Genomic DNA, 22,177 nt, shown 5'->3' with positions numbered 1-22,177 from the left:
TACTGTACCGGGGTGCGCGTGCAGCAGCCAGCAATTTTGTAGATCCTGCGCTCGGGCGATGCTGCCGCCACACCACGGTGGCGGCAGGGGAGGCAGGTATTACTCCAGCGTGATGTTCTGGTCCACCGCGATCTTCTTGCGGAGGTCCAGTTCGCGCTTGATCTGGGCGGCGTACTGCTGCGAGGTGTTGCCGTCCGGATAGGCGCCGCTGTCATGCAGGCGCTTCTTCACGGCGGGGTCCTGAAGTGCCTTGATCGCCGCATCGTGGATCTTGGCGACGATGGCCGGCGGCGTGCCGGCCGGTGCCACCAGCCCGTACCAGGCCATGTTGTTCATGTCCTTCATGCCTTCCTCTGCGAAGGTGGGCACGTCAGGCAGGCCTTCCACGCGCTTGGGCGCGGCGACCGCCAGCGCGCGCAGGCGGCTGGACTGGATGAAGGGCATCGACGACGGCAGGTTGTCGAACTGGGCGTTGACCTGGCCGGCCAGCGTGTCGTTCAGGGCGGGGCCCGATCCACGGTAAGGAATGTGGACCATATCGGCCTTGGTGATGTACTTGAACAGCTCGCCATCGAGGTGCGAAATGCTGCCCTTGCCGGCCGAGGCGTAGCTGTACTTGCCCGGGTTGGCCTTCAGCAGTGCGACGAATTCCTTGAGATTCTTCGCCGGCACCTTGGGGTTCACGGTCAGCACGTTCGGCACGTTCACCAGGTTGGTGATCGGCGCGAAGTCCTTGATCGGATCGTACGGATTCTTGGCGTTGGTGGCCGGGTTGGTCGCCATCGTGCTCACGGTGGCGATGCCGAGCGTGTAGCCGTCCGGCGCGGACTTGGCCAGCGCGTCGGCGCCGATTGCGCCGCCGCCACCGCCACGGTTCTCCACCACCACGGGCTGGCCCAGCTCGCGGCCCAGTGCGTCGGACACGGCGCGGCCGACGATGTCGGTGGTGCCGCCCGCCGCGAACGGTACGATCAGGCGGATCGGCTTGTTGGGATACGCYTGCGCGTGGGCGATGCCCGCTTGTGCCAGGCCCAGCATGGCCAGGGCGACGGCCGCGCCCGCTTTCAGAACTGCTTTCAAGAGATGCCTCCGGTATTGTCTAGTTCCGCAATACGGAACTTCGTTCCGTGATGTGCGTTGACAGGCATTCAACCCTGAAAGGGTTCTGCAGGGAAATCGGTGAGAACCCGGTGGCGGGCGGGAAAGTGCGGCGCAATGCCGCTGAGGCGAAGCAAAAACGTCGATGCAAAGCAAAAAGCCCGGAACCTTGTGGATTCCGGGCTTTTCTGAATTCGCTGGTGGGGCGTGAGTGACTCGAACACTCGACCTACGGATTAAGAGTCCGCTGCTCTACCAACTGAGCTAACGCCCCAACGAAGAAAAAGATTGTAGCAAGGTACCGAATACGACGCAAGCCCCTCGGCGCATTTTTTTGCACCGCAATGCCAGCGGATTACAATGCGCGCACTTCGGCTTCCGGGCATCTCCATGCACGCGCGCGTTCTGCGGTATTTCGACGAGGTGGTCCGGCGCGGCTCCATCCGCCGCGCGGCCGAGCATCTGCATGTGGCGCCGACGGCCATCAATCGCCAGATCCTCGATCTGGAGGCCGAACTGGGCGCGCCGCTGTTCGAGCGCATCCACAAACGCCTGCACCTGACGCCGCTGGGCGAGATGGTGCTCGCCCATGTGCGCCAGACGCTACGCGAGCACGACGCGCTCCAGGCGCGCATCGCCGAGATCAAGGGCGCGCGGCGCGGCATGGTTACCGTGGCCACCACCTCCGGGCTGGCCGGCGCGCTGATGCCCTCGCTCGTCCACGACTTCCGCCAGCAGCATCCGGGCATCGCCGTGCGCGTGGCGGATCTGCCGGTGGACGGCATCGTCGCCGCGGTGGAGCAGGGCGATGCTGACCTCGGGCTCGGCTACGACCTGCCCGAAGTGGCCGCCTTCCGCGTGGCCGCGAGCCGTGACTGGTCGATTGGCGCGGTGGTCGCGCCCGGTCATCCGCTGGCCGCGCAGCCCTCCGCGCTGCTCGCCGAGGTGGCCGGCTATCCGTTGATCCTGCCCGCGCCGACACTGTCGATCCGCGCCTTGGTGGACGACGCCTTCGCCCGCCAATCGATCGACGTCACACCCGCTGTGGAATCGACCTCGGTGGTGCTGATCCAGCGCCTGGCGGCGGCCGGCGGCGGCGTGGCGCTACTCAATCCGCTTGATGTGATGGAAGACCGCGCGCGCGGCGCGCTGGTTTTCGTACCGTTGCGCGATGGGGGCCTGCAGCGCCAGACTCTGCGGCTGGTGGCGCGGGCGCGCGGGCCGATGAGCGCGGCGGGCGAGTTGATGGCGCAGGCCATCGGCGCAGCGCTGGACGGGTTGTTCCGCTGACTTGGTGGGCTCTTGCGCGGCGACCTGTCCACAAATTGTGGACACCTACGTCGAAATTTGACGCTTTGGYGCRMTRGRTGGCGCCAGTAGACTCCGGGGTGTCCGCAACTTCGATACACCTACGCCATGACCCTGATCCTCCAGCACGCCGATGTCCTCGTGACCATGGACACGCAACGCCGCGAAATCGCGGACGGCGCGCTGGTCGCCAACGGCCCCGCCATCGAGTGGGTCGGCCCCACCGCGGATCTCCCGGAAGCYTGGCGGCGCATGGCCGACGAAGGCCGCGCCGAAGTCATCGAYATGCGCGGCCACGTGGTTATGCCGGGGCTGGTGAATACGCACCATCACATGTACCAGAGCCTGACGCGCGCCGTGCCGGCCGCGCAGGATGCCGAGCTGTTCTCGTGGCTGACCAATCTCTACATGCTGTGGTCGCACCTCACGCCGGAGATGATCCGCGTATCCACGCAGACGGCGATGGCCGAGCTGATGCTGTCCGGCTGCACGACGACGAGCGATCACCTCTACCTGTATCCGAACGGGTCGCGGCTGGATGATTCGATCGAGGCGGCGCAGCAGATGGGCATGCGCTTCCACGCGGCGCGCGGCTCGATGAGCGTCGGGCGCAGCCAGGGTGGCTTGCCGCCGGACGTGGTGGTGGAGTCGGAAACCGCCATCCTGCGCGACAGCCAGCGGCTGGTGGAGCAGTATCACGACGATTCCCGCCACGCCATGCTGCGCATGGTGCTGGCGCCGTGCTCGCCGTTCTCGGTCTCGCGTGACCTGATGCGCGAGTCGGCGGTCATGGCGCGCCACTACGGCGTCTCCCTGCACACCCACCTGGCCGAGAACGACAACGACATCGCCTATTCGCGCGAGAAATTCGGCCTCACGCCGGCGCAGTACGCCGAGGAGCTGGGCTGGGTCGGTCACGATGTCTGGCACGCGCACTGCGTGAAGCTGGACGACGAGGGCGTGGCGCTGTTCGCGCGCACCGGCACGGGCGTGGCCCAYTGCCCGTGTTCGAACATGCGGCTGGCGTCCGGCATCGCGCCGATCCGCCGGATGCGGGATGCCGGCGTGCCGGTGGGCCTGGGCGTGGACGGCAGTGCATCGAACGATGGCGCCCATATGCTGGGCGAGGCGCGCCAGGCCATGCTGCTGCAGCGCGTGGGCTTCGGCCCGGCGGCGATGAGCGCGCGCGAGGCGCTGGAGATTGCCACCCTCGGCGGCGCGCGGGTGCTGAACCGTGACGATATCGGCGCGCTGGCCCCGGGCATGTCGGCGGACATCGTCGCCTTCGACATGTCGGGCGTGGGCTACGCGGGCGCCGGGCATGATCCGGTGGCGGCACTGGTCTTCTGCACGCCGGGCAATGTGGCCACGAGCATCATCAACGGCCGCGTGGTGGTGCGCGACGGCGAACTGCTGACGGCCGACCTGCCCGTGGTGCTTGGCGATCACCGCCGGCTGGCGCGCACGCTGTTCGAGCGGGCGGCCGGCGCGGATTGATGCAGGCGGACCAAGAATAAGAAAAGCCCGGAATCATTGCTGATTCCGGGCTTTTTGAATTCGCTGGTGGGGCGTGAGTGACTCGAACACTCGACCTACGGATTAAGAGTCCGCTGCTCTACCAACTGAGCTAACGCCCCAACGAAGACCGAGATTTTATCACCGTTTTCAGCGTTGTCAAATATTCCATGCATGGCCCCGCGCCAGTGGCGCTCACGGCATTGTCATGTCGCCGTGCGACCCTGTTGCGCTCGGCGCCATGCCGACGGAACTTGCATCCCGTCGCGCTGGTCAGTGAGACGAATCGCATTCACATGGCACAGTGCAGGGGATCGCAGACGATTGGCGTCGAGCCATGTTAGGATGCTTCTCCACTTGCATATGGAGGGCTGTGATGATGGAAATCAAATTCCAAGAGCAAGATCGCTACGACATCAATAATGAGGGCCTGCTGTTCCACGCGATTGTCGATGGTGAGCAAGTGACCTGCGTGGTGACACGCGAGGCACTGTGGGAAGGCTTCAGTGCCGACCAGGTGCTGTCGCTGGAAGAGGCGTTCCACGCCGGTCGCGAGACCATCGAGCGCGCCGCCGTGGTACTGATCGAGCAGGGCGTGCCCCAGCCGGTCGTGGTGAAGCGCGCCCACGTGGCRCCAGTCTGATGGCGTCGGCAACGGCGTCCGTGTAAGGCGACGGCAGCAACCCTCCGCCGCCGGTTTCGGCACGGTTTCCCTACCGGCCGACCGGCGCACATTCTGGCTACATCCCTTAGTTTTCTACGTTTTCCCTACCGGTTCAGGGCCTAGGTCTTGGCGGTTTCCTGCGTGCCGGTCTCCGGTGCGTSAGCCGCTTCGGCATCYGCTGGTACCGGTGCGGGCGCTTCCGCGCCGCCGGGCTGCTGTGCGCATTCCTCGAAGATGCGCACGTGGCATTGCGCGCAGATTTCCGGGGACAGTTGCCGGACGATCGTGTGCAGCGCCTGCCGCTTGGTCTGGAAGATGTGGTCGCGCCCGAGCTTGTCGGTGAAGCCGGTCTGCTCCCACGTCTCCAGCACCTGCGTGCGCGGACGGTGGAAGTAGAGGTCGCCGCCGGCCGCGCGCCGCTCGGCCAGTTCCGTCTCCCACATCTCGGCGCCGGCCAGGTCGATGAAGTTCATGCTCTTGGTCATCGCCAGCAGGCGCGTCTGGCCGGGGTTGACCGTGCGCAGCCAGTGCAGCCGGTCCGTCACGTACTGCACCGCGCCGAAGTAGATCGCGCCTTCCATGCGTAGCAGCTTCAGCTGCGGGCATTCGGGCTGCGGGCGACGGAGTTCGTCGAGCGGGGTGAAGCGGCGGCCGGGATCGTCTGCGTCGGGCACGAGGCTACGCACGGCCGGACGCGAGGTGCGGTACAGGTAGGCCACCAGCGACAGGATGGTGCCGAGCAGCACCGCCATCTCCAGCCGGATCACCAGCGTAGCGGCGAAGGTGCCCACCGCGATGGCGAACTCCGTGCGCGAGAGGTCGGCGATGCGCCGCAGCCGTGCCAGGTCCAGCAGGCCCCAGGCCACCAGCAGCAGCATTGCCGCGATGGCCGCCAGCGGGATCTGCGCCAGCAGCGGGGCGCTGACCATGACCAGCACCACCAGCAGCACCGCCGAGAACACGCTCGCCAGCGGCGTCTGCGCGCCGGCCTCGAAGTTCGGCATCGACCGGTTCAGCGAGCCGCACGAGATATAGCTGGAAAACAATCCGCCCGCGATATTGGAGAGCCCCTGGCCGATGAACTCGCGGTTGGCATCCACATGCTGGCCCGAGCGCGCCGCGACAGCCTTGGCGATCGAGATCGACTGCCCGAGCGCGACAATGGTCAGCGCGGCGGCAATGCCGAGCAGGTCCGGCACGGTACGCCAGTTGATGTCCGGCACCTGGAAGGGCGGCAACGCCGACGGAATCGGCCCGACCACGTTCACATGGTGCGCGCCATCCCAATGGTTGAGCGCCAGCGCCACGCCGAAGCCGCCCACCAGCCCGATCAGCATGAACGGCAGCCGGCGCGAGATGCGCCGCACCACCAGCGTGACCGCCAGCGTGACCGCGCCGACAATCACGGCGCTCCAGTTGATCGTGGCGGCATTCTCGAACAGGAAGCGGACCACGCCGAACGCGCTGGTGCCGGTGGGCACCGCCAGCCCGAACAGGTCCTTCAAGGCATAGAGTCCGATCAGCGTGGCCGCGCCGCAGGTGAAGCCGAGCAGCACCGACGGCGAGATGAAGTTGGCCAGCGACCCCAGCCGCAGGGCACCCACCGCCAGCTGCAACACCCCGACGAGGATCGTCACGGCCAGCGCCAGCGCGATGTAGGCTGGGCTGCCGACGAACGCCACCGGACTCAGCATGGCGAACAGCGCCAGCGAGTTGGCATTGGTCGGCCCCGACATCACATGCCAGCTCGAACCGAACAGCGCCGCGACGATGCACGGCACCACGGCGGTATAGATGCCGTACTGCGGTGGCAGGCCGGCCAGCGTGGCAAACGCCACGCCCTGCGGCAGCACCAGCACGGCGCCGAGCAGCCCGGCGATGAGATCGGCGCGCAGCGCGGCCCGCGTTACGCGGTGGCGCCATGGGAACAGCCGGAGCAGGCGATTGCCSGCATCCGCCGCCGGTTTAGGGGATGGCGGGGATGGTGGGGAAAGCGGGGGCGCAGTCATCCGACGATGATGCCGCAGCCGCGCCGTTCAGTCGAGTTTCAGCGTGGCCACGACCGGCGTATGGTCCGACGGCTGCTCCCAGCGGCGCGGCTCCTTGTCGATGCCACAAGTCGTGCAGGCCGCCGCCAGCGCGGGAGACAGCAGGATGTGGTCGATGCGCAGGCCCGCGTTGCGGCGGAAGCCCATCATCCGGTAGTCCCACCAGGAGAACATCTTCTCCGGTTGTTCGAACAGGCGGAACGAATCGACCAGGCCCATCGCGATCAGCGCCTTGAAGGCGTCGCGCTCCTGGGGCGAGACCAGGTTCTGGCCCTCCCACTTGGCGGGGTCGTGCACGTCACGGTCTTCCGGGGCGATATTGAAATCGCCGAGCAGCGCCAGCTTGGGGTAGCGCGTCATTTCCTCGCGCAGCCACCCGGTGATGGCCTGGAGCCAGTCGAGCTTGTAGACGAACTTGTCCGAATCGAGCGCCTGGCCGTTGGGGAAGTAGGCGCTGATCAGGCGCACGTCGCCATAGGTGGCGGCTACCACGCGCTGTTGGGCGTCCTCGTAGCCGGGGATGTTGCGCACCACGTCGGCGGCGGCCGGCATGGTGCCGTCACGGGCGACGATCGCCACGCCGTTGTACGTCTTCTGGCCCGTGTAGACGCTATGGAAGCCAGCCGCCTCGAGTTCGGCCAGCGGGTACTTGTCGTCGGGCAGCTTGAGTTCCTGGAGGCAGAGCGCGTCGATGGGCGTGCCGGCGGCGTCCTGCGCGGCAAGCCATTGCAGCACCTGGGGCAGGCGCACCTTGAGGGAGTTGACGTTCCAGGAGGCGATTCTCATCGTTGTTCGGTGTGGAGTGTTCTTATTAGTCGGGGAGGGAGGCTCATTCGCCCAAACCGCCACCCAGCAGGTCGCCCTGATCGAGGATGGCGTAGGCGATTTCCGGATGGGCGTCCATGCAGCGGCGAATCGCGGCGGGAATATTCTGGCGGGTCTTGCGGCACAGGCCCGGGCGGTCGGCCAGTTCGATGCGGAAGCCGCGCGTCGTGCGGACTTCGTTCGCGCTCGGCGTGATGGTCACCTCGATGCCAAGCAATTCGGCCATGCGGGCTTCCATGTGCCGCAGTTCCTCGAGCGAGGTGAGCTGCTCCAGCCGKGCCACGAGCTTCTTTTCCTCCTGCTGCGTCAGCCGCAGGATGCGATGGTCGGCCTGGGGATCGTCAAGCAAGACCTCCCGGTTGCAGACGCAAGCGCCCGGCGGACATTCCTGACGAATTGGGAAAGGAAAGTCCATGAGCCGGGCGCCTGGTCAGCGAAGCGGGAAGTAAATGTGACGATTACGCCGCCATGCCTCCGTGACGCAGCAGCGCGTCGATCTGCGGGGCGCGGCCACGGAAGGCCACGAACGATTCCATCGCCGGGCGGCTGCCGCCCACCGACAGGATCTCGCGCCGATACCGCTCGCCAGTGGCCGAATCGAGCACGCTGCCGGACAGCTGTCCGGCTTCCTCGAACGCGGCGTAGACATCGGCGGACAGCACTTCGGCCCACTTGTAGCTGTAGTAGCCCGCCGCGTAGCCGCCCGCGAAGATGTGGCTGAACGTGTTCGGCCAGCGCGACAGCGGCGAYTGCGGCACCACGTGCTTGCTGTCGTTGATCTCGCGCGACAGTTCCAGCACCGAGGTCTGGCCCTGCGGGTCATAGTCGGTGTGCAGGTGCATGTCGTACGATGAGTAGACGATCTGGCGCAGCGTCATCATGCCGTTCTGGAAGTTCTTGGCGGCCAGCATCTTGTCGAACAGCGCGCGCGGCAGCGGGGCGCCGGTCTCGACGTGGGCGGTCATCTTCGCCAGCACCTCGTATTCCCAGCAGAAGTTCTCCATGAACTGCGACGGCAGTTCCACGGCATCCCACTCCACGCCGTTGATGCCGGACACGCCGAGGTCGCCCACCTGCGTCAGCATGTGGTGCAGGCCGTGGCCGAACTCGTGGAACAGCGTGATGACCTCGTCGTGCGTGAACAGCGCCGGCTTGCCGCCCACGGGCGCCGTGAAGTTGCAGGTCAGGTASGCCACCGGGGTCTGCACGGTGCCGTTGTCGCGTTCCTTGCGGCCGCGCGCATCGTCCATCCAGGCGCCACCGCGCTTGCCTTCGCGTGCGTAGAGGTCGATGTAGAACTGGGCGAGCAGGGCGCCCTGCGGCGACACYACGCGGTAGAARCGCACGTCCTTGTGCCAGGTCTGGGCTTCGTCCGGGCGGATGCTGACCGAGAACAGCTTCTCGACCACGCCGAACAGCCCTTCGAGCACCTTCGGCTCCTGGAAATACTGCTTCACTTCGTCGTCCGAGAACGAATAGCGCTGCTGGCGCAGCTTCTCGGACGCGTAGGCCACGTCCCACGGCTTCAGCTCGGCCAGGCCCAGCTCGGCGGCGGAGAACTGGCGCAGCTCKGCCCAGTCGCGCTCGGCGTAGGGGCGCGCCTTGACGGCCAGTTCGTCGAGGAACTTGAGCACGTCGGCCGGCGACTCGGCCATCTTCGGCACGAGCGAGACCTCGCCGTAGTTGTTGTAGCCAAGCATCTGCGCTTCCTCGCGGCGCAGCGTCAGCTGCTCGCGCATGTTGGCGGTGTTGTCCCAGTCGGCCTGCCCGCTGCCGTACTGCGCACCGAGTTCCGAGGCGCGCGTCACGCTCGCTTCGTACATGGTCTGGCGCAGCGCGCGGTCATCGGCATATTGCAGCACCGGGTAGTACGACGGGAAGTGCAGGGTGAACTTCCAGCCGGCCTTCTCGTCCTTCTGCGCGGCGATGGCGGCGGCTTCCTTCGCATCGGCGGGAATGCCGGYCAGGCGCGCCTCGTCTTCTATATAGAGGGCGTAGGCATTGGTGGCGTCGAGCACGTGGTCCGAGAAGGCCTTGGAAAGCTGGGCCTGCTGCTCCTGGATCTCGGCGAAGCGCGGCTTGCGGTCTTCGGGCAGCTCGGCGCCGCCGAGGCGGAAGCCGCGCAGCTCGTTTTCGAGCAGTTGCTTGCGCGCCGGCGTCAGGCCCGCGAACTCGGGGCCGGTGGCCACGGCCTTGTACTTCTCGAACAGCGCGAGGTTCTGGCCCAGCGACGACCAGAACTCGGTCATGCGGGGCAGGTTGTCGGTGTGGACCTTGCGCAGTTCGGGCGTGTCCGCCACGGCGCTCAGGTGGCCCACCACGCCCCAGGCGCGGCCGAGCGGCTCGGTGGCGGCCTCSAGGGCTTCCACGGCGCTGGTCCAGGTGGCCGGGGTGGCCGGGTCTTCGGCGCGGGCCACGCCAGCCTGGGCGTCGGCCAGTAGCACGTCCAGCGCCGGGCTGATGTGCTCGGGACGAATCTCGGCAAAGCGGGGCAGGTCGGTAAAGTCGAGCAGGGGATTGGTAGCGCGGTCGTTGTTCACGGTCATGGCGGTTCTCGGTTGGCGAGCCTCGGTCTTTATACGTTCACACGTGCAAAGATGAGGCGTCTGCGCGGAAATTTCCAGTTCGACTTTCCTATCGGGCCGATTGGGGCCCGGCGGCCGGCGGATTACAGGCCGGCTTCGCGCTCGGCGGCTTCGAGGGTGTTGATCAGCAGCATCGTGATCGTCATCGGCCCCACACCGCCCGGCACCGGGGTGATGTGGCCGGCCACCTCGCGCACGCCGGCGAAGTCCACGTCGCCGCACAGCTTGCCGGCATCGTCACGGTTCATGCCGACGTCGATGACCACGGCGCCCGGCTTGACCATATCGGCGGTGATGATGTTGCGGCGGCCCACGGCGGCCACGATCACATCGGCCTCGCGCGTATGGGCGGCCAGGTCGCGSGTCTTGCTGTTGCAGATCGTTACGGTTGCGCCGGCCTGGAGCAGCAGCATGGCCATCGGCTTGCCGACGATGTTCGAGGCGCCCACCACCACGGCACGCGCGCCGCGCAGCGGGTACTGGATCGATTCCAGCATCTTCATGCACCCATAGGGCGTGCACGGGCGGAACAACGGGGCGCCGGTCATCAGCGCGCCGGCGTTGGCCACGTGGAARCCATCCACGTCCTTTTCCGGGGCGATGGCTTCGAGCACCTTGTGGCTGTCGATGTGCTTCGGCAGCGGCAGTTGCACCAGGATGCCGTGGATCTTCGGGTCGTCGTTCAGTTCGTCGATGCGCGCCAGCAGGTCGGCTTCGGACAGATCGACCGGATAGCGGTCCAGCGACGAATGGAAACCGTTGTCCTCGCAAGCCTTGACCTTGTTGCGCACATAGACCTGGCTGGCGGAATCCTCGCCCACAAGCACCACGGCGAGGCCGGGCTGGTGACCCTTCTCGGTCAGGCGGGCGGCGCGCTGGGCGGCTTCGGTACGGATTTGTTTGGCAAGGGCGTTGCCGTCGATCAGTTGGGCGGGCATGGGATTCTGCGGGAGAGGCTGGGAAGTCGGGGCAGGCGGCGCGCGCGKGGCGGCGGCGTCGCGGACAAAGCCGGATTATAAGGGTTTGGCGCCCATCGGCGGGCAGTTGGCGCGGTGCAAGCTGCTCGGACGGGACAGTTTGTGGCACACCCAGTTCGGCATGATTGTGCTGTTTGCATTACTTTTTCCGCCAACCTCCTGATCGACGATCCATAAAAAAACGGCGCCTTTGCGCCGTTTTTTCCCCGTCCATCCAGCCGATCAGCTGTTGCGCGACAGTGCCAGTCGCAGCAGATCCGCCACGGTGTTCACGTTGAGCTTTTCCATGATGTTGGCGCGGTGCGCCTCCACCGTCTTGATGGAAATGCCCAGGTCGTCGGCGATCTGCTTGTTCAGGCGGCCGGCCACGATGCGCTCCAGCACCTGCTGCTCGCGCGTGGTCAGCTTGCCCAGCAGGTCCTTGGCGGCGCGCTGCTCGCGGGCGGCCGAATGGTCCGTTCGGGCCTTCTGGAGCATGCGCTCCACCAGCGCGCGCAGCTCGGATTCGTCGAACGGCTTCTCGATGAAGTCGATCGCGCCGCGCTTCATCGTGGACACGGCCATCGGCACGTCGCCGTGGCCGGTGATGAACACGATGGGAATGTCGATGTGCTCGGCCAGCATGCGTTCCTGCAGTTCCGGGCCGCTCATGCCGGGCATGCGCACGTCCAGGATCAGGCAGGACACCTGGCCGGCATCGTAGGCGGACAGGAACTGCTCGGCGCTGTTGAAGCTGCGCACCTGGTAGCCATTGCCCTCCAGCAGCCAGGTCAGCGAGTCGCGCATGGCTTCATCGTCATCGACGATGAACACGGTCTCGCCACGATGCGGAGTGGGACTGGGCGTTGCGGTCATGAAGTCTCCTGGGGCAAATTCGTTAACGACCAAGTCGTTTGCAACTAAGTGTAACCGCCTGGCGGCGTGCGCAACACTATCCGGTCGAGTGGCAGATCTGCGGCGACCCACCCAAGCCCCGCGGCGGAAGGTCTCATCGCGTCTGTCTCGCCGGGGTGCCCGGGCTTATTGCTCGGGGAGCGCAGGCTGCAGCGGCAGCGTGATTTTAAACGTACAGCCGATCCCGTCCACATTGTTTTCCACCCAGAGCCGGCCCTGGTGGGATTCAATGATCGAGCGGCAGATGTTCAGGCCCATGCCCATGCCGTCGGACTTGGTGCTGAAGAACGGCTCGAACAGGCGCTCCTTGGTGGTTTCGTCCACGCCCGGGCCCTGGTCGATCACGTCGATGCAGACGCACTGGCCGAACTCCACCGGCTCGATRCGCGCATGCAGGCGCACCACGCCGGCGGCGCGCATGGCAGGCAGCCCGGCCATGGCCTCCACGGCGTTCTTGAGCAGGTTCACCAGCACCTGCTCGATCAGCACSGGGTCCACGTACAGCAGCAGCGGGGGGGCAGGCAGGCGGGTGAGGATGGTCACGCGGCGGCGCGTGGCTTCCAGGTCGGCCAGGCCCACGGCGTCCGCCACGATATCGTGGAGGGATGCCTCGCGCCGCTGCGGCTGGCTGCGCTTCACGAACCCCCGGATGCGGCTGATGATGGTGCCCGCCCGCACGGCCTGTGCCGACGTCTTTTCGAGCACAGGAATCAGCTCTTCCGGCGTGCTGCGCCCCGAATGGAGCCGCGCCACGGCACCCATGCAGTAGTTATTGATGGCCGCCAGCGGCTGGTTCAGTTCGTGCGCCAGCGACGACGCCATCTCGCCCATCGTGGTCAGSCGGCTGGTGAACTGGAGCCGTTCCTCGTGCTGGCGCGCCATTTCCTCGGCGGCCTTGCGCACCGTGATGTCGGTGGCGATCTGCATCTGCGCCAGGTGGCCGTCCACCCACTGGATATAGCGGCGGCGCACTTCGAACCATTTCTGCATGTCTGGCACGAAGACCTCGCGCGCGTCGGACGCGTACGGCATCAGCTCCGAGGCCGGCAGGCCGGCGTACGCGTCGACAAAGTCAGTGTTGTCGCTCGACATCTGCTCGCGGTCGAAGTCGTCGCCGGCCAGTTTCAGGTGCCCCTCGGCCTCCCAGCCGAACAGCTGCCGGTAATAGCGGTTGGCGAACAGCAGCTCGGCCTTGTCGGTGGCCAGCACGGACACGGCGGCGTCCAGGCTTTCCAGCACGGTCGTGAAGCGGTCGTGTGCGGCGGCCAGTTCCTCGCGGGCGCGCTTGGGCTCGGTGATGTCCGTCATCGAACTCATCCAGCCCGTATGGCGGCCCCGGCCGTCTACTAGTGGCGAGACGTACATCCGCGCGAAGAAGCTGCTGCCGTCGCGGCGCATCACGCGCATCTCGTAGCCGGTGGCGGGCGACTTGCCCTGCAGCGTCAGGTCGATCTGCTTCTGCATCTCCTGCTGGTCGTTGGGCGGCCAGTAGGGGAACGGCGGCACGCGGCCGACCAGGGCGCCCTCGGACCAGCCCGTCATGCGGCAGAAGGCGGGATTCACATAGGTGATGCGGCCGTTCAGGTCGAGCGCGCGCAGGCCGATCAGCATCGAGTTTTCCATCGCCCGGCGGAACGAGGTCTCGGCCAGCAGGGCGCGCTGCGCCTCGGAGCGGCGGCTGGTGTGCCGCCACATGCTCCACAGGCTCCAGAGCAGGAAGCAGGACAGCCCCACCACCAGCCACAGCAGCATGTTGTTAGGCAGGTTCGATGGCGGCGGGTAGGCATCCGCGCGCAGCGAGAGCGAGTGTCCAGGTGGATCAAGCAGCACTTCGTACGACAGCGCATTGCCCGGCACGGGCCGCAGCGACGTGCTCGCGCGCGTCTGGTTGTTCTTGTCGATGAGCGAGAAGCGGTAGCGCTCCGTCAGCTCGGGCGGCAGCAGGTGGGTCAGGATGCCGTTGATCGAATAGAGCGCGCCGAGGGTGCCGAGGAACTCGTTGTCCCGCACGATCGGCACTTCCATCAGCATGAAGCTGTCGCCGCGGTCGTTCATCAGCGGGCGGGAGTAGACCACGCGCTGCGTCTCGCGGGCGGCGTCGAAGGTGTCGAGGACTTCCGGCTCCAGCGGATGGTCGACGGTCTCCCGCAACCGGCCGGCAAACTCCGACGTGGACGGCAGCGACCAGCGGCCGCGCCGCGTGGCATCGAGCCAGTTCACAAAGACGATTTCCGGGTTCTCTCGCAAGATTTCCTGCGCGGCCGTGCGATAGGCTCCCTGGTCGAGCTGCGCGGCGGCGATGTCGCGCGCCAGCGAGGCCAGCTGGTCCTGGTTGCTCAGCAGGGAGAGCCGCACGCGCTGCTGCGCCCAGGCGGCGTCGCGGTACAGGGCGTCGCGCTGCTGCTGGCGCTCCGTCTCGTGCAGCGACCACAGGATGACGCCCATCGCCACGGTGAAGAGCACAATCGCCACGAGCGGGATGAACATGAACCAGCTCGTCGCCACGAGGTTGCGCCAGCGCAGCCACCAGAGCCGGCGCGGCGCGGCGGCGAAGGGGCCGTCGGCTTCGTGGGCGTCGGCGGCGTCGTGCGCCACGTCGTCATGGGGATCGCCGTCGCGTCCGGCGTGGGCCGCGTGCTGGGCGGCATGGTGCGCGGCGGCAGACGCTTCCACCGTGGCCGGGGTCACGGCCCCGGAGGGATTTGGGGGAAGCATGGCCGTGCGCAGGCCGGAGAGGAGTCGTTGGARGAACTGCATAAGGGATTGACGGCTGACCGGCCAGTGTATAGGGATTATTGCGGTGCGTCGCTTGGGGAAAGCGCCTATGCGGCACCTGCTCAAGTTTGCGCGGATCGTGCCCCGGGCAGGGCTGGCGAGGAAGCGGCGTCCGATCAATGCGCGGGCGACATCGGCCTGCGGCGCGCGCGCTCTGGTGCACCGCCGCAATATTTCACATTATAAGAAACGAATCCGTAATCTGAAAATTTCGCTTGTCAGCCTCTGCTGTGCTTCCATAGAATCGCTTCGACCAGACAATGCGGGCGGATCTCGTGCGCTCGCCAGGAATTCACCAGGAGACAGTCTCATGTCAGCCGTACCAGAGCAGATTCTCGGCGCGAGCAGCGCCAACGACGCCGATCCCCAGGAAACGCATGAATGGCTGGATGCCCTGCAGGGCGTGCTGGCGGCCGAAGGTGCGGAACGCGCCGCTTTCCTGATCGAAAAGCAGATCGAATACGCACGCGTGAACGGCGTGACCCAGCCGTTCCACGCCGAGACGCAGTACATCAACACCATTCCGGTGGAGCAGCAGGCCCGCATTCCAGGCGACCAGGATATCGAGCACCGCATCCGCTCGTACACGCGCTGGAACGCGATGGCCATGGTGCTGCGCGCCAACAAGCACACCAACGTGGGCGGCCATATCTCGTCGTTCGCGTCGGCCGCCACGCTTTATGACGTCGGCTACAACCACTTCTGGCGCGCCCCGTCCGAGCAGAGCGGCGGCGACCTCGTCTTCGTGCAGGGCCACTCGGCGCCGGGCGTGTACTCGCGCGCCTTCCTGCTGGGCCGCCTGACCCCCGAGCAACTCGACAACTTCCGCCAGGAAGTGGACGGCAAGGGCATCTCGTCCTACCCGCACCCGTGGCTGATGCCGGACTTCTGGCAGTTCCCGACCGTCTCGATGGGCCTGGGCCCGATCATGGCGATCTACCAGGCGCGCTTCATGAAGTACCTGGACAGCCGCGGCCTGGCCAAGGCCGGCGACCGCAAGGTCTGGGCCTTCCTGGGTGACGGCGAGACCGACGAGCCGGAATCGCTCGGCGCGATCGGCATGGCCGGCCGCGAGAAGCTGGACAACCTCGTCTTCGTGATCAACTGCAACCTGCAGCGCCTGGACGGTCCGGTGCGCGGCAACGGCAAGATCATCCAGGAACTGGAATCGGAATTCCGCGGTTCGGGCTGGAACGTGATCAAGGTGGTCTGGGGCAGCCGCTGGGACCAGCTCCTGGCACGCGACACCAAGGGCCTGCTGATGAAACGCATGATGGAATGCGTGGACGGCGAGTACCAGACCTTCAAGGCCAAGGACGGCGCCTACGTGCGCGAGTTCTTCTTCAACACGCCGGAGCTGAAGGCCATGGTGGCCGACTGGTCCGACGACGACATCTGGCGCCTGAACCGTGGCGGCCATGACCCGCACAAGATCTACGCCGCCTACAAGGCCGCCAGCGAGCACAAGGGCCAGCCGACGCTGATCCTGGCCAAGACCATCAAGGGCTATGGCATGGGCGATGCCGGCCAGGCCATGAACGTGGCCCACCAGCAGAAGAAGATGCCGGTGGACGCGATCCGCAAGTTCCGCGACCAGTTCAACATCCCGGTGACGGACGACAAGATCGAGGACGTGCCGTACCTGACCTTCGAGGATGGCTCGAAGGAACTCGAATACATGCGCGCCCGCCGCATGGAACTGGGCGGCTACCTGCCCAGCCGCCGCCTGAAGGCGGAAGCGCTGCCGGTGCCCGAGCTGGCCGCGTTCGACGCGCTGCTCAAGGCCACCGGCGAAGGCCGCGAGGTCTCCACGACCATGGCCTTCGTGCGGATCCTGAACACGCTGCTCAAGGACAAGAAGATTGGCAAGCACGTGGTGCCCATCGTGCCCGATGAGTCGCGCACGTTCGGCATGGAAGGGCTGTTCCGCCAGGTCGGCATCTGGAACCAGGAAGGCCAGAAGTACGTGCCGCAGGATCACGACCAGCTGATGTTCTACAAGGAATCGCAGACTGGCCAGGTGCTGCAGGAAGGCATCAACGAAGCCGGCGCCATGTGCGACTGGATTGCTGCCGCCACGTCGTACTCGACGCACGGCGTGCAGATGATCCCGTTCTACATCTACTACTCGATGTTCGGCATCCAGCGTATCGGCGACCTGTGCTGGGCCGCTGCCGACATGCGCTCGCGCGGCTTCCTGCTGGGCGGTACCTCGGGCCGGACCACGCTGAACGGCGAGGGCCTGCAACACGAGGACGGCCATTCGCACGTGTTCCACGCCGTGATCCCGAACTGCATCTCGTATGACCCGACGTTCCAGTACGAACTGGCCGTGATCATGCAGGACGGCATGCGCCGCATGTACGCCGAACAGGAAGACGTCTATTACTACCTGACGGTGATGAACGAGAACTACGAGCACCCGGAAATGCCGGCTGGCGTGGAACGCGACATCGTCCAGGGCATGTACCAGTTCCGCAAGGGCGTGGAGAACAGCAACGCGCCGCGCGTGCAGTTGCTGGGTTCGGGCACGATCTTCCGCGAGGTGATCGCCGCCGCCGAGCTGCTCAAGAAGGACTGGGGCGTCGAGTCGGACCTGTGGAGCTGCCCGAGCTTCACCGAGCTGGCCCGCGAAGGCAATGCCGCCGAGCGCCACAACCTGCTGCACCCCACCGAGACGCCGCGCGAGTCGTTCGTCGCCCAGAAGCTCAAGGGCGTGCGCGGCCCGGTCATCGCCTCCACGGACTACATCCGCGCGTTCGCCGAGCAGATCCGTCCGTTCGTGCCGCGCCGCTATGTGGTGCTGGGCACCGACGGCTTCGGCCGCTCGGATACCCGCGAGAAGCTGCGCCACTTCTTCGAAGTGGATCGCCACTGGGTCACGCTGGCCGCGCTGAAGGCGCTGGCCGACGAAGGCGCGATCGGTCGTGAAAAGGTCGCCGAGGCGATCAAGAAGTACAACCTCGACCCGAGCAAGCCGAACCCGATGTCGGTCTGATTCCCGGACTTACACGCCTGAACCCCCCCGCAGTGCGGCACCCGCCGCGCCGCGGGCGCCCCCGGCTGGCCCGGCGGCGCCTTGCGGCGTGGCAACGTGACAGAAGCGTGAGGCGAGAGTAACCTCGCCGAGCGTTTGTCGTGTGTAGACGCGAGTGCCGGCTGCCCAGGAGAGACACTGAATGAGTCAAGCGATTGAAATCAAGGTGCCGGATATCGGCGACTATGACGCCGTACCCGTCATCGAAGTGCACGTGAAGCCGGGCGATACCATCAACGCGGAAGACGCGCTGGTGACGCTGGAGTCGGACAAGGCGACCATGGACGTGCCCAGCCCGCAGGCCGGCACCGTCAAGGAAGTCCGCATCAAGGTGGGCGACAACGTGGCCGAAGGCTCGGTGCTGGTGATGCTGGAGCCGGCAGGTGCCGGCGCCGCCGCGCCTGCCCCGGCTCCGGCCGCCGCCCCGGCACCGGCTCCCGCGGCGGCTCCGGCCCCCGCACCCGCGCCCGCAGCGGCCCCGGCGCCTGCGCCGGCTGCCGGCGGTGGCGGTATCGTGGAAGTCAAGGTGCCGGACATCGGCGACTACGACGCCGTGCCGGTGATCGACATCCACGTGAAGGTGGGCGACACGATCAACGCGGAAGACGCGCTGGTCACGCTGGAATCGGACAAGGCGACCATGGACGTGCCGAGCCCGCAGGCCGGCACCGTCAAGGAAATCAAGATCAAGGTGGGCGACAACGTGGCCGAAGGCACGCTGATCGTGGTGCTGGAAGCCGCTGGCGCTGCCGGCGCTGCGGCGGCTCCGGCCGCCGCCCCGGCTCCGGCCCCGGCTGCTGCTGCCCCGGCCCCGACGCCCGCCGCGGCTTCGGCGCCGGCTCCCGCCCCGGCCAGCTCGGCACCCGCCCCGGCCGCCCAGGGCGTGACCGGCAAGGCCGCCCACGCCAGCCCGTCCGTGCGCAAGTTCGCGCGTGAACTGGGCGTGGAAGTGTCGCGCGTGCCCGGTACCGGTCCGAAGGGCCGTATCACGCAGGAAGACGTGCAGGGCTTCGTCAAGGGCGTGATGAGCGGCTCGACCGCCGCGCCGGCCGCAGCGGCTGCCGCTGGTGGCTCGGGCGTCGGCCTGGACCTGCTGCCGTGGCCGAAGGTGGACTTCACGCGCTTTGGCGAAGTGGAGAACAAGCCGCTTTCGCGCATCAAGAAGATCTCGGGCGCCAACCTGCATCGCAACTGGGTCATGATCCCGCACGTCACGAACTGCGACGAAGCGGACATCACCGACCTCGAAGCCTTCCGCGTGCAGCTGAACAAGGAAAACGAGAAGTCGGGCGTCAAGGTAACCATGCTGGCCTTCATGATCAAGGCCACCGTCGCGGCGCTGAAGAAGTTCCCGAACTTCAATGCCTCGCTGGACGGCGACAACCTGGTGCTGAAGAAGTACTTCAACATCGGGTTTGCGGCGGACACCCCGAACGGCCTGGTCGTGCCGGTCATCAAGAACGCGGACCGCAAGGGCGTGCTCGAGATCAGCCAGGAAATGGGCGAACTCGCCAAGCTGGCGCGCGACGGCAAGCTGAAGCCGGACCAGATGCAGGGCGGCTGCTTCTCGATCTCGTCGCTGGGCGGCCTGGGCGGCACCTACTTCACGCCGATCATCAACGCGCCGGAAGTGGCCATCATGGGCGTGTGCAAGTCGTACATGAAGCCGGTCTGGGACGGCAAGCAGTTCGCGCCGCGCCTGACGCTGCCGCTGTCGCTGTCGTGGGACCACCGCGTCATCGACGGCGCCGAGGCGGCCCGCTTCAACACGTACTTCGCCCAGCTGCTGGCGGACTTCCGCCGGATTCTGCTGTAAGCACGGCCCACGCGCGCGCCGGCGGCCTCGGTTGCCGGCGCGCGGGCCTGTACGAACTGCAAGGGGCGAACCATGACGACATGCGTAGTCGTAAGGAAGGGCGCCGAGGTAGCCATTGCGGCAGACGCGCTGGTTACGTTCGGCGACACGCGGCTGTCGCGTGCCTACGAGCGCAACCAGAAGGTGTTCCCGGTGGGCGAGAGCTTCGTCGCGCTGGCCGGCACCACCGCGCACTTTCCGGTGATGCGGGCGCTGCTGACCGGCATGGGCGACGAATGCCGCCTGCTGACCCGCGACGATGTGTTCCGGACCTTCCTCAAGGTGCATGAAAAGCTCAAGACCGAGTACTTCATCAACACCAAGGAAGACGAGGACGATCCGTACGAGTCGTCGCAGATCGTCTGCCTGATCGCCAATCCGGGCGGCATCTTCGGCGTCTATTCCTACCGCGAGGTGTTCGCGTTCGACCGCTTCTGGGGCATTGGCTCGGGGCGCAACTATGCGCTCGGGGCCATGCACGCGGTCTACGACCGGCCCGGCATCGGCGCCGGGGAGATCGCGCGGATCGGCGTGGACGCAGGCGTGGAGTTCGACAAGAGTTCGGCAGGTCCCATCGACGTGCATACCGTGCGGCTGCAGGCGCAGCCGGCACCCGCGCCAGTACCGGATGGTTCAAACGGTGAGAACGGCGCGGATGGCGGGGCGGCAACCAACAACGACGGCGCGGCCTGAGCCCCAGGCGGGCAGGGCGCGCATCCCAGGAGGAAAAGTATGAGTGTGATCGAAGTCAAGGTGCCGGATATCGGCGATTTCGACGCGGTGGAAGTGATCGAAGTACTGGTCAAGGCCGGCGATACGGTCGAGGAAGAGCAGTCGCTGATCGTGCTGGAGTCCGACAAGGCCAGCATGGACGTGCCGTCGTCGTCGGCCGGCAAGATCGTGGACWTGAAGGTCAAGGTGGGCGACAAGGTGGCCAAGGGCACGGTGATCTGCACCGTGGAAGCCGGCGCCGCTGCTGCCGCTGCCCCGGCACCTGCCGCCGCTCCCGCACCGGCTGCTGCCGCCGCTGCACCGAAGGCCGCTCCGGCCCCGGCGCCGGCCGCCGCCACGCATGCGGGCAGCGCCGACATCCAGTGCGACATGCTCGTGCTCGGCGCCGGCCCCGGCGGCTACTCGGCCGCGTTCCGCTCGGCGGACCTCGGCATGAACACCGTGCTGGTGGAGCGCTACGGCTCGCTCGGCGGCGTCTGCCTGAACGTGGGCTGCATCCCGTCGAAGGCGCTGCTGCACAACGTGGCCGTGATCGACGAAGCCAAGGCGCTGGCCGCGCACGGCATCCTGTTCGGCGAAGCCAAGATCGACCTGGACGGCCTGCGCCACTACAAGGAAACCGTGGTCGGCAAGCTGACCGGCGGCCTGGCCGGCATGGCCAAGGCCCGCAAGGTGCAGGTGGTGCGCGGCATCGGCACGTTCCTGGATCCGCATCACCTYGAAGTGCAGGAAACCGAAGGTGACGCCAAGGCCCCGACCGGCAAGAAGACGGTGATCCGCTTCGAGAAGGCGATCATTGCCGCCGGCAGCCAGGCTGTGAAGCTGCCGTTCGTGCCGGAGGACCCGCGCATTGTCGATTCGACTGGCGCGCTGGAACTGCCGGACATCCCCAACAAGATGCTGGTGATTGGCGGCGGCATCATCGGGCTGGAAATGGCCACGGTGTACAGCACGCTCGGCGCGCGCATCGACGTGGTGGAAATGCTCGACGGCCTGATGCAGGGCGCGGATCGCGACCTCGTCAAGGTCTGGGACAAGATGAACAAGCATCGCTTCGACAACGTGATGCTGAAGACCAAGACGGTGGGCGTGGAAGCCAAGCCGGATGGCATCTACGTGAAGTTCGAGGGCGAGGCCGCGCCGGCCGAACCGCAGCGCTACGACCTGGTGCTGGTGTCCGTCGGCCGTGTGCCGAACGGCAAGAAGATCGGCGCCGAGAAGGCTGGCGTGACGGTGACGGACCGCGGCTTTATCGAGGTCGATAACCAGCTCCGCACGAACGTGCCGCATATCTTCGCCATCGGCGACATCGTCGGCCAGCCGATGCTCGCCCACAAGGCGGTGCACGAGGCACACGTRGCTGCCGAAGCCGCGCATGGCGAGAAGGCGTACTTCGACGTCAAGCAGATCCCGTCGGTGGCCTACACCGATCCGGAAGTGGCCTGGGCCGGCCTGACCGAGGAGCAGTGCAAGGCGCAGGGCATCAAGTACGGTAAGGGCACGTTCCCGTGGGCCGCCTCGGGCCGCGCCATCGCCAATGGCCGCGACGAGGGCTTCACCAAGCTGATCTTCGACGAGGAAACGCACCGGATCATCGGCGGCGGTATCGTGGGCACCCATGCGGGCGACCTGATCAGCGAAGTGTGCCTGGCCATCGAGATGGGCGCCGACGCCGTGGATATCGGCAAGACGATTCACCCGCACCCGACGCTGGGCGAGTCGATCGGCATGGCTGCCGAGATCTACGAAGGCGTCTGCACGGACGTGCCGCCGCCGCGCAAGCGCTAAGCTTCRGCCGCAACGAGAAAACCCGCCGCGATGGCGGGTTTTCTTTTGGATCGAAATTTAGCAATTAACCGCCAGG

General features: G+C 66.6%; 15 protein-coding genes and 2 tRNA genes. 7 read left to right on the top strand and 10 right to left on the bottom strand.

All coding sequences use genetic code 11. From position 1 onward, the window contains the following. Nucleotides 1-99: 99 nt before the first annotated feature. Nucleotides 100-1,080: a Bug family tripartite tricarboxylate transporter substrate binding protein gene (locus AB4Z27_RS10655; RefSeq protein WP_092292823.1), complete on the bottom strand. Its 981-nt coding sequence runs from the start codon at nucleotides 1,078-1,080 to the stop codon at nucleotides 100-102. A gap of 216 nt (nucleotides 1,081-1,296) precedes the next feature. Beyond that, nucleotides 1,297-1,372, bottom strand: a tRNA-Lys gene (locus AB4Z27_RS10650). A 116-nt stretch (nucleotides 1,373-1,488) separates the two neighbouring features. Here AB4Z27_RS10650 and AB4Z27_RS10645 point away from each other — a divergent pair. Together AB4Z27_RS10645 and AB4Z27_RS10640 are read left to right on the top strand one after the other, a co-directional pair. Beyond that, entirely contained in the window at nucleotides 1,489-2,388 is a 900-nt protein-coding gene (locus AB4Z27_RS10645; RefSeq protein ID WP_092292825.1) for a LysR family transcriptional regulator, read from the top strand. Nucleotides 2,389-2,514: 126 nt separating this feature from the next. Continuing rightward, nucleotides 2,515-3,903 (top strand): 8-oxoguanine deaminase, encoded by a 1,389-nt coding sequence (locus AB4Z27_RS10640; protein WP_092292827.1) that lies wholly within the window; start codon nucleotides 2,515-2,517, stop codon nucleotides 3,901-3,903. A gap of 64 nt (nucleotides 3,904-3,967) precedes the next feature. On the opposite strand, the gene AB4Z27_RS10635 is transcribed toward AB4Z27_RS10640, so the two are convergent. Then, nucleotides 3,968-4,043: transfer RNA gene (locus tag AB4Z27_RS10635), tRNA-Lys, on the bottom strand. A gap of 257 nt (nucleotides 4,044-4,300) precedes the next feature. On the opposite strand from AB4Z27_RS10635, the gene AB4Z27_RS10630 reads away from it, so the two are divergent. Further along, complete coding sequence (locus AB4Z27_RS10630) at nucleotides 4,301-4,564, top strand: DUF1488 domain-containing protein (RefSeq protein WP_441644451.1); 264 nt, start codon at nucleotides 4,301-4,303, stop codon at nucleotides 4,562-4,564. A gap of 140 nt (nucleotides 4,565-4,704) precedes the next feature. On the opposite strand, the gene AB4Z27_RS10625 is transcribed toward AB4Z27_RS10630, so the two are convergent. From AB4Z27_RS10625 to AB4Z27_RS10595, 7 genes are all read right to left on the bottom strand, one after another. Beyond that, nucleotides 4,705-6,594 (bottom strand): SulP family inorganic anion transporter, encoded by a 1,890-nt coding sequence (locus tag AB4Z27_RS10625; protein WP_441644439.1) that lies wholly within the window; start codon nucleotides 6,592-6,594, stop codon nucleotides 4,705-4,707. 27 nt (nucleotides 6,595-6,621) lie between these two features. Then, nucleotides 6,622-7,419 carry an exodeoxyribonuclease III gene (gene xth, locus AB4Z27_RS10620; protein ID WP_092292831.1) on the bottom strand — a complete coding sequence of 266 codons (798 nt, stop codon included), beginning with the start codon at nucleotides 7,417-7,419 and terminating at the stop codon, nucleotides 6,622-6,624. A gap of 43 nt (nucleotides 7,420-7,462) precedes the next feature. After that, nucleotides 7,463-7,873: a hypothetical protein gene (locus tag AB4Z27_RS10615; RefSeq protein WP_092292833.1), complete on the bottom strand. Its 411-nt coding sequence runs from the start codon at nucleotides 7,871-7,873 to the stop codon at nucleotides 7,463-7,465. Nucleotides 7,874-7,916: 43 nt separating this feature from the next. Continuing rightward, the gene (locus AB4Z27_RS10610) at nucleotides 7,917-10,004 is read right to left on the bottom strand and encodes a M3 family metallopeptidase (protein WP_441644438.1); all 2,088 of its coding nucleotides are present in this window, start codon (nucleotides 10,002-10,004) and stop codon (nucleotides 7,917-7,919) included. Between the two features lie 122 nt (nucleotides 10,005-10,126). Then, entirely contained in the window at nucleotides 10,127-10,981 is an 855-nt protein-coding gene (gene folD / locus AB4Z27_RS10605) for a bifunctional methylenetetrahydrofolate dehydrogenase/methenyltetrahydrofolate cyclohydrolase FolD (protein ID WP_092292837.1), read from the bottom strand. 261 nt (nucleotides 10,982-11,242) lie between these two features. After that, nucleotides 11,243-11,875 carry a response regulator transcription factor gene (locus tag AB4Z27_RS10600; RefSeq protein ID WP_092292841.1) on the bottom strand — a complete coding sequence of 211 codons (633 nt, stop codon included), beginning with the start codon at nucleotides 11,873-11,875 and terminating at the stop codon, nucleotides 11,243-11,245. A 165-nt stretch (nucleotides 11,876-12,040) separates the two neighbouring features. Continuing rightward, complete coding sequence (locus AB4Z27_RS10595; RefSeq protein ID WP_441644437.1) at nucleotides 12,041-14,671, bottom strand: PAS domain S-box protein; 2,631 nt, start codon at nucleotides 14,669-14,671, stop codon at nucleotides 12,041-12,043. Between the two features lie 328 nt (nucleotides 14,672-14,999). Here AB4Z27_RS10595 and aceE point away from each other — a divergent pair, with 328 nt between their 5' ends. The 4 genes from aceE (at nucleotide 15,000) to lpdA (ending at nucleotide 22,101) form a co-directional block, all read left to right on the top strand. After that, on the top strand, nucleotides 15,000-17,687 hold the full coding sequence (aceE, locus tag AB4Z27_RS10590) for a pyruvate dehydrogenase (acetyl-transferring), homodimeric type (RefSeq protein ID WP_092292845.1): 2,688 nt from the start codon (nucleotides 15,000-15,002) through the stop codon (nucleotides 17,685-17,687). Nucleotides 17,688-17,868: 181 nt separating this feature from the next. Next, nucleotides 17,869-19,542, top strand: coding sequence for a dihydrolipoyllysine-residue acetyltransferase (gene aceF, locus AB4Z27_RS10585; RefSeq protein WP_092292847.1), 1,674 nt, complete (start codon nucleotides 17,869-17,871; stop codon nucleotides 19,540-19,542). A 72-nt stretch (nucleotides 19,543-19,614) separates the two neighbouring features. Next, nucleotides 19,615-20,274 carry an MFS transporter gene (locus AB4Z27_RS10580; RefSeq protein ID WP_092292849.1) on the top strand — a complete coding sequence of 220 codons (660 nt, stop codon included), beginning with the start codon at nucleotides 19,615-19,617 and terminating at the stop codon, nucleotides 20,272-20,274. 39 nt (nucleotides 20,275-20,313) lie between these two features. Continuing rightward, the gene (lpdA, locus tag AB4Z27_RS10575; RefSeq protein ID WP_441644436.1) at nucleotides 20,314-22,101 is read left to right on the top strand and encodes a dihydrolipoyl dehydrogenase; all 1,788 of its coding nucleotides are present in this window, start codon (nucleotides 20,314-20,316) and stop codon (nucleotides 22,099-22,101) included. The last annotated feature ends 76 nt before the right edge of the window (nucleotides 22,102-22,177 follow it).

Origin of the sequence: Cupriavidus sp. KB_39 (assembly GCF_052114485.1) — a bacterium.
GTDB lineage: Bacteria > Pseudomonadota > Gammaproteobacteria > Burkholderiales > Burkholderiaceae > Cupriavidus.
This window is presented reverse-complemented; position numbering and strand designations above follow the sequence as displayed.

Coding starts and splice junctions, on each gene's coding strand:
- xth (WP_092292831.1), bottom strand. CDS start 7,419: ATGAGAATCGCCTCCTGGAACGTCAACTCCCTCAAGGTGCGCCTGCCC.
- aceE (WP_092292845.1), top strand. CDS start 15,000: ATGTCAGCCGTACCAGAGCAGATTCTCGGCGCGAGCAGCGCCAACGAC.
- aceF (WP_092292847.1), top strand. CDS start 17,869: ATGAGTCAAGCGATTGAAATCAAGGTGCCGGATATCGGCGACTATGAC.
- AB4Z27_RS10600 (WP_092292841.1), bottom strand. CDS start 11,875: ATGACCGCAACGCCCAGTCCCACTCCGCATCGTGGCGAGACCGTGTTC.
- AB4Z27_RS10645 (WP_092292825.1), top strand. CDS start 1,489: ATGCACGCGCGCGTTCTGCGGTATTTCGACGAGGTGGTCCGGCGCGGC.
- AB4Z27_RS10580 (WP_092292849.1), top strand. CDS start 19,615: ATGACGACATGCGTAGTCGTAAGGAAGGGCGCCGAGGTAGCCATTGCG.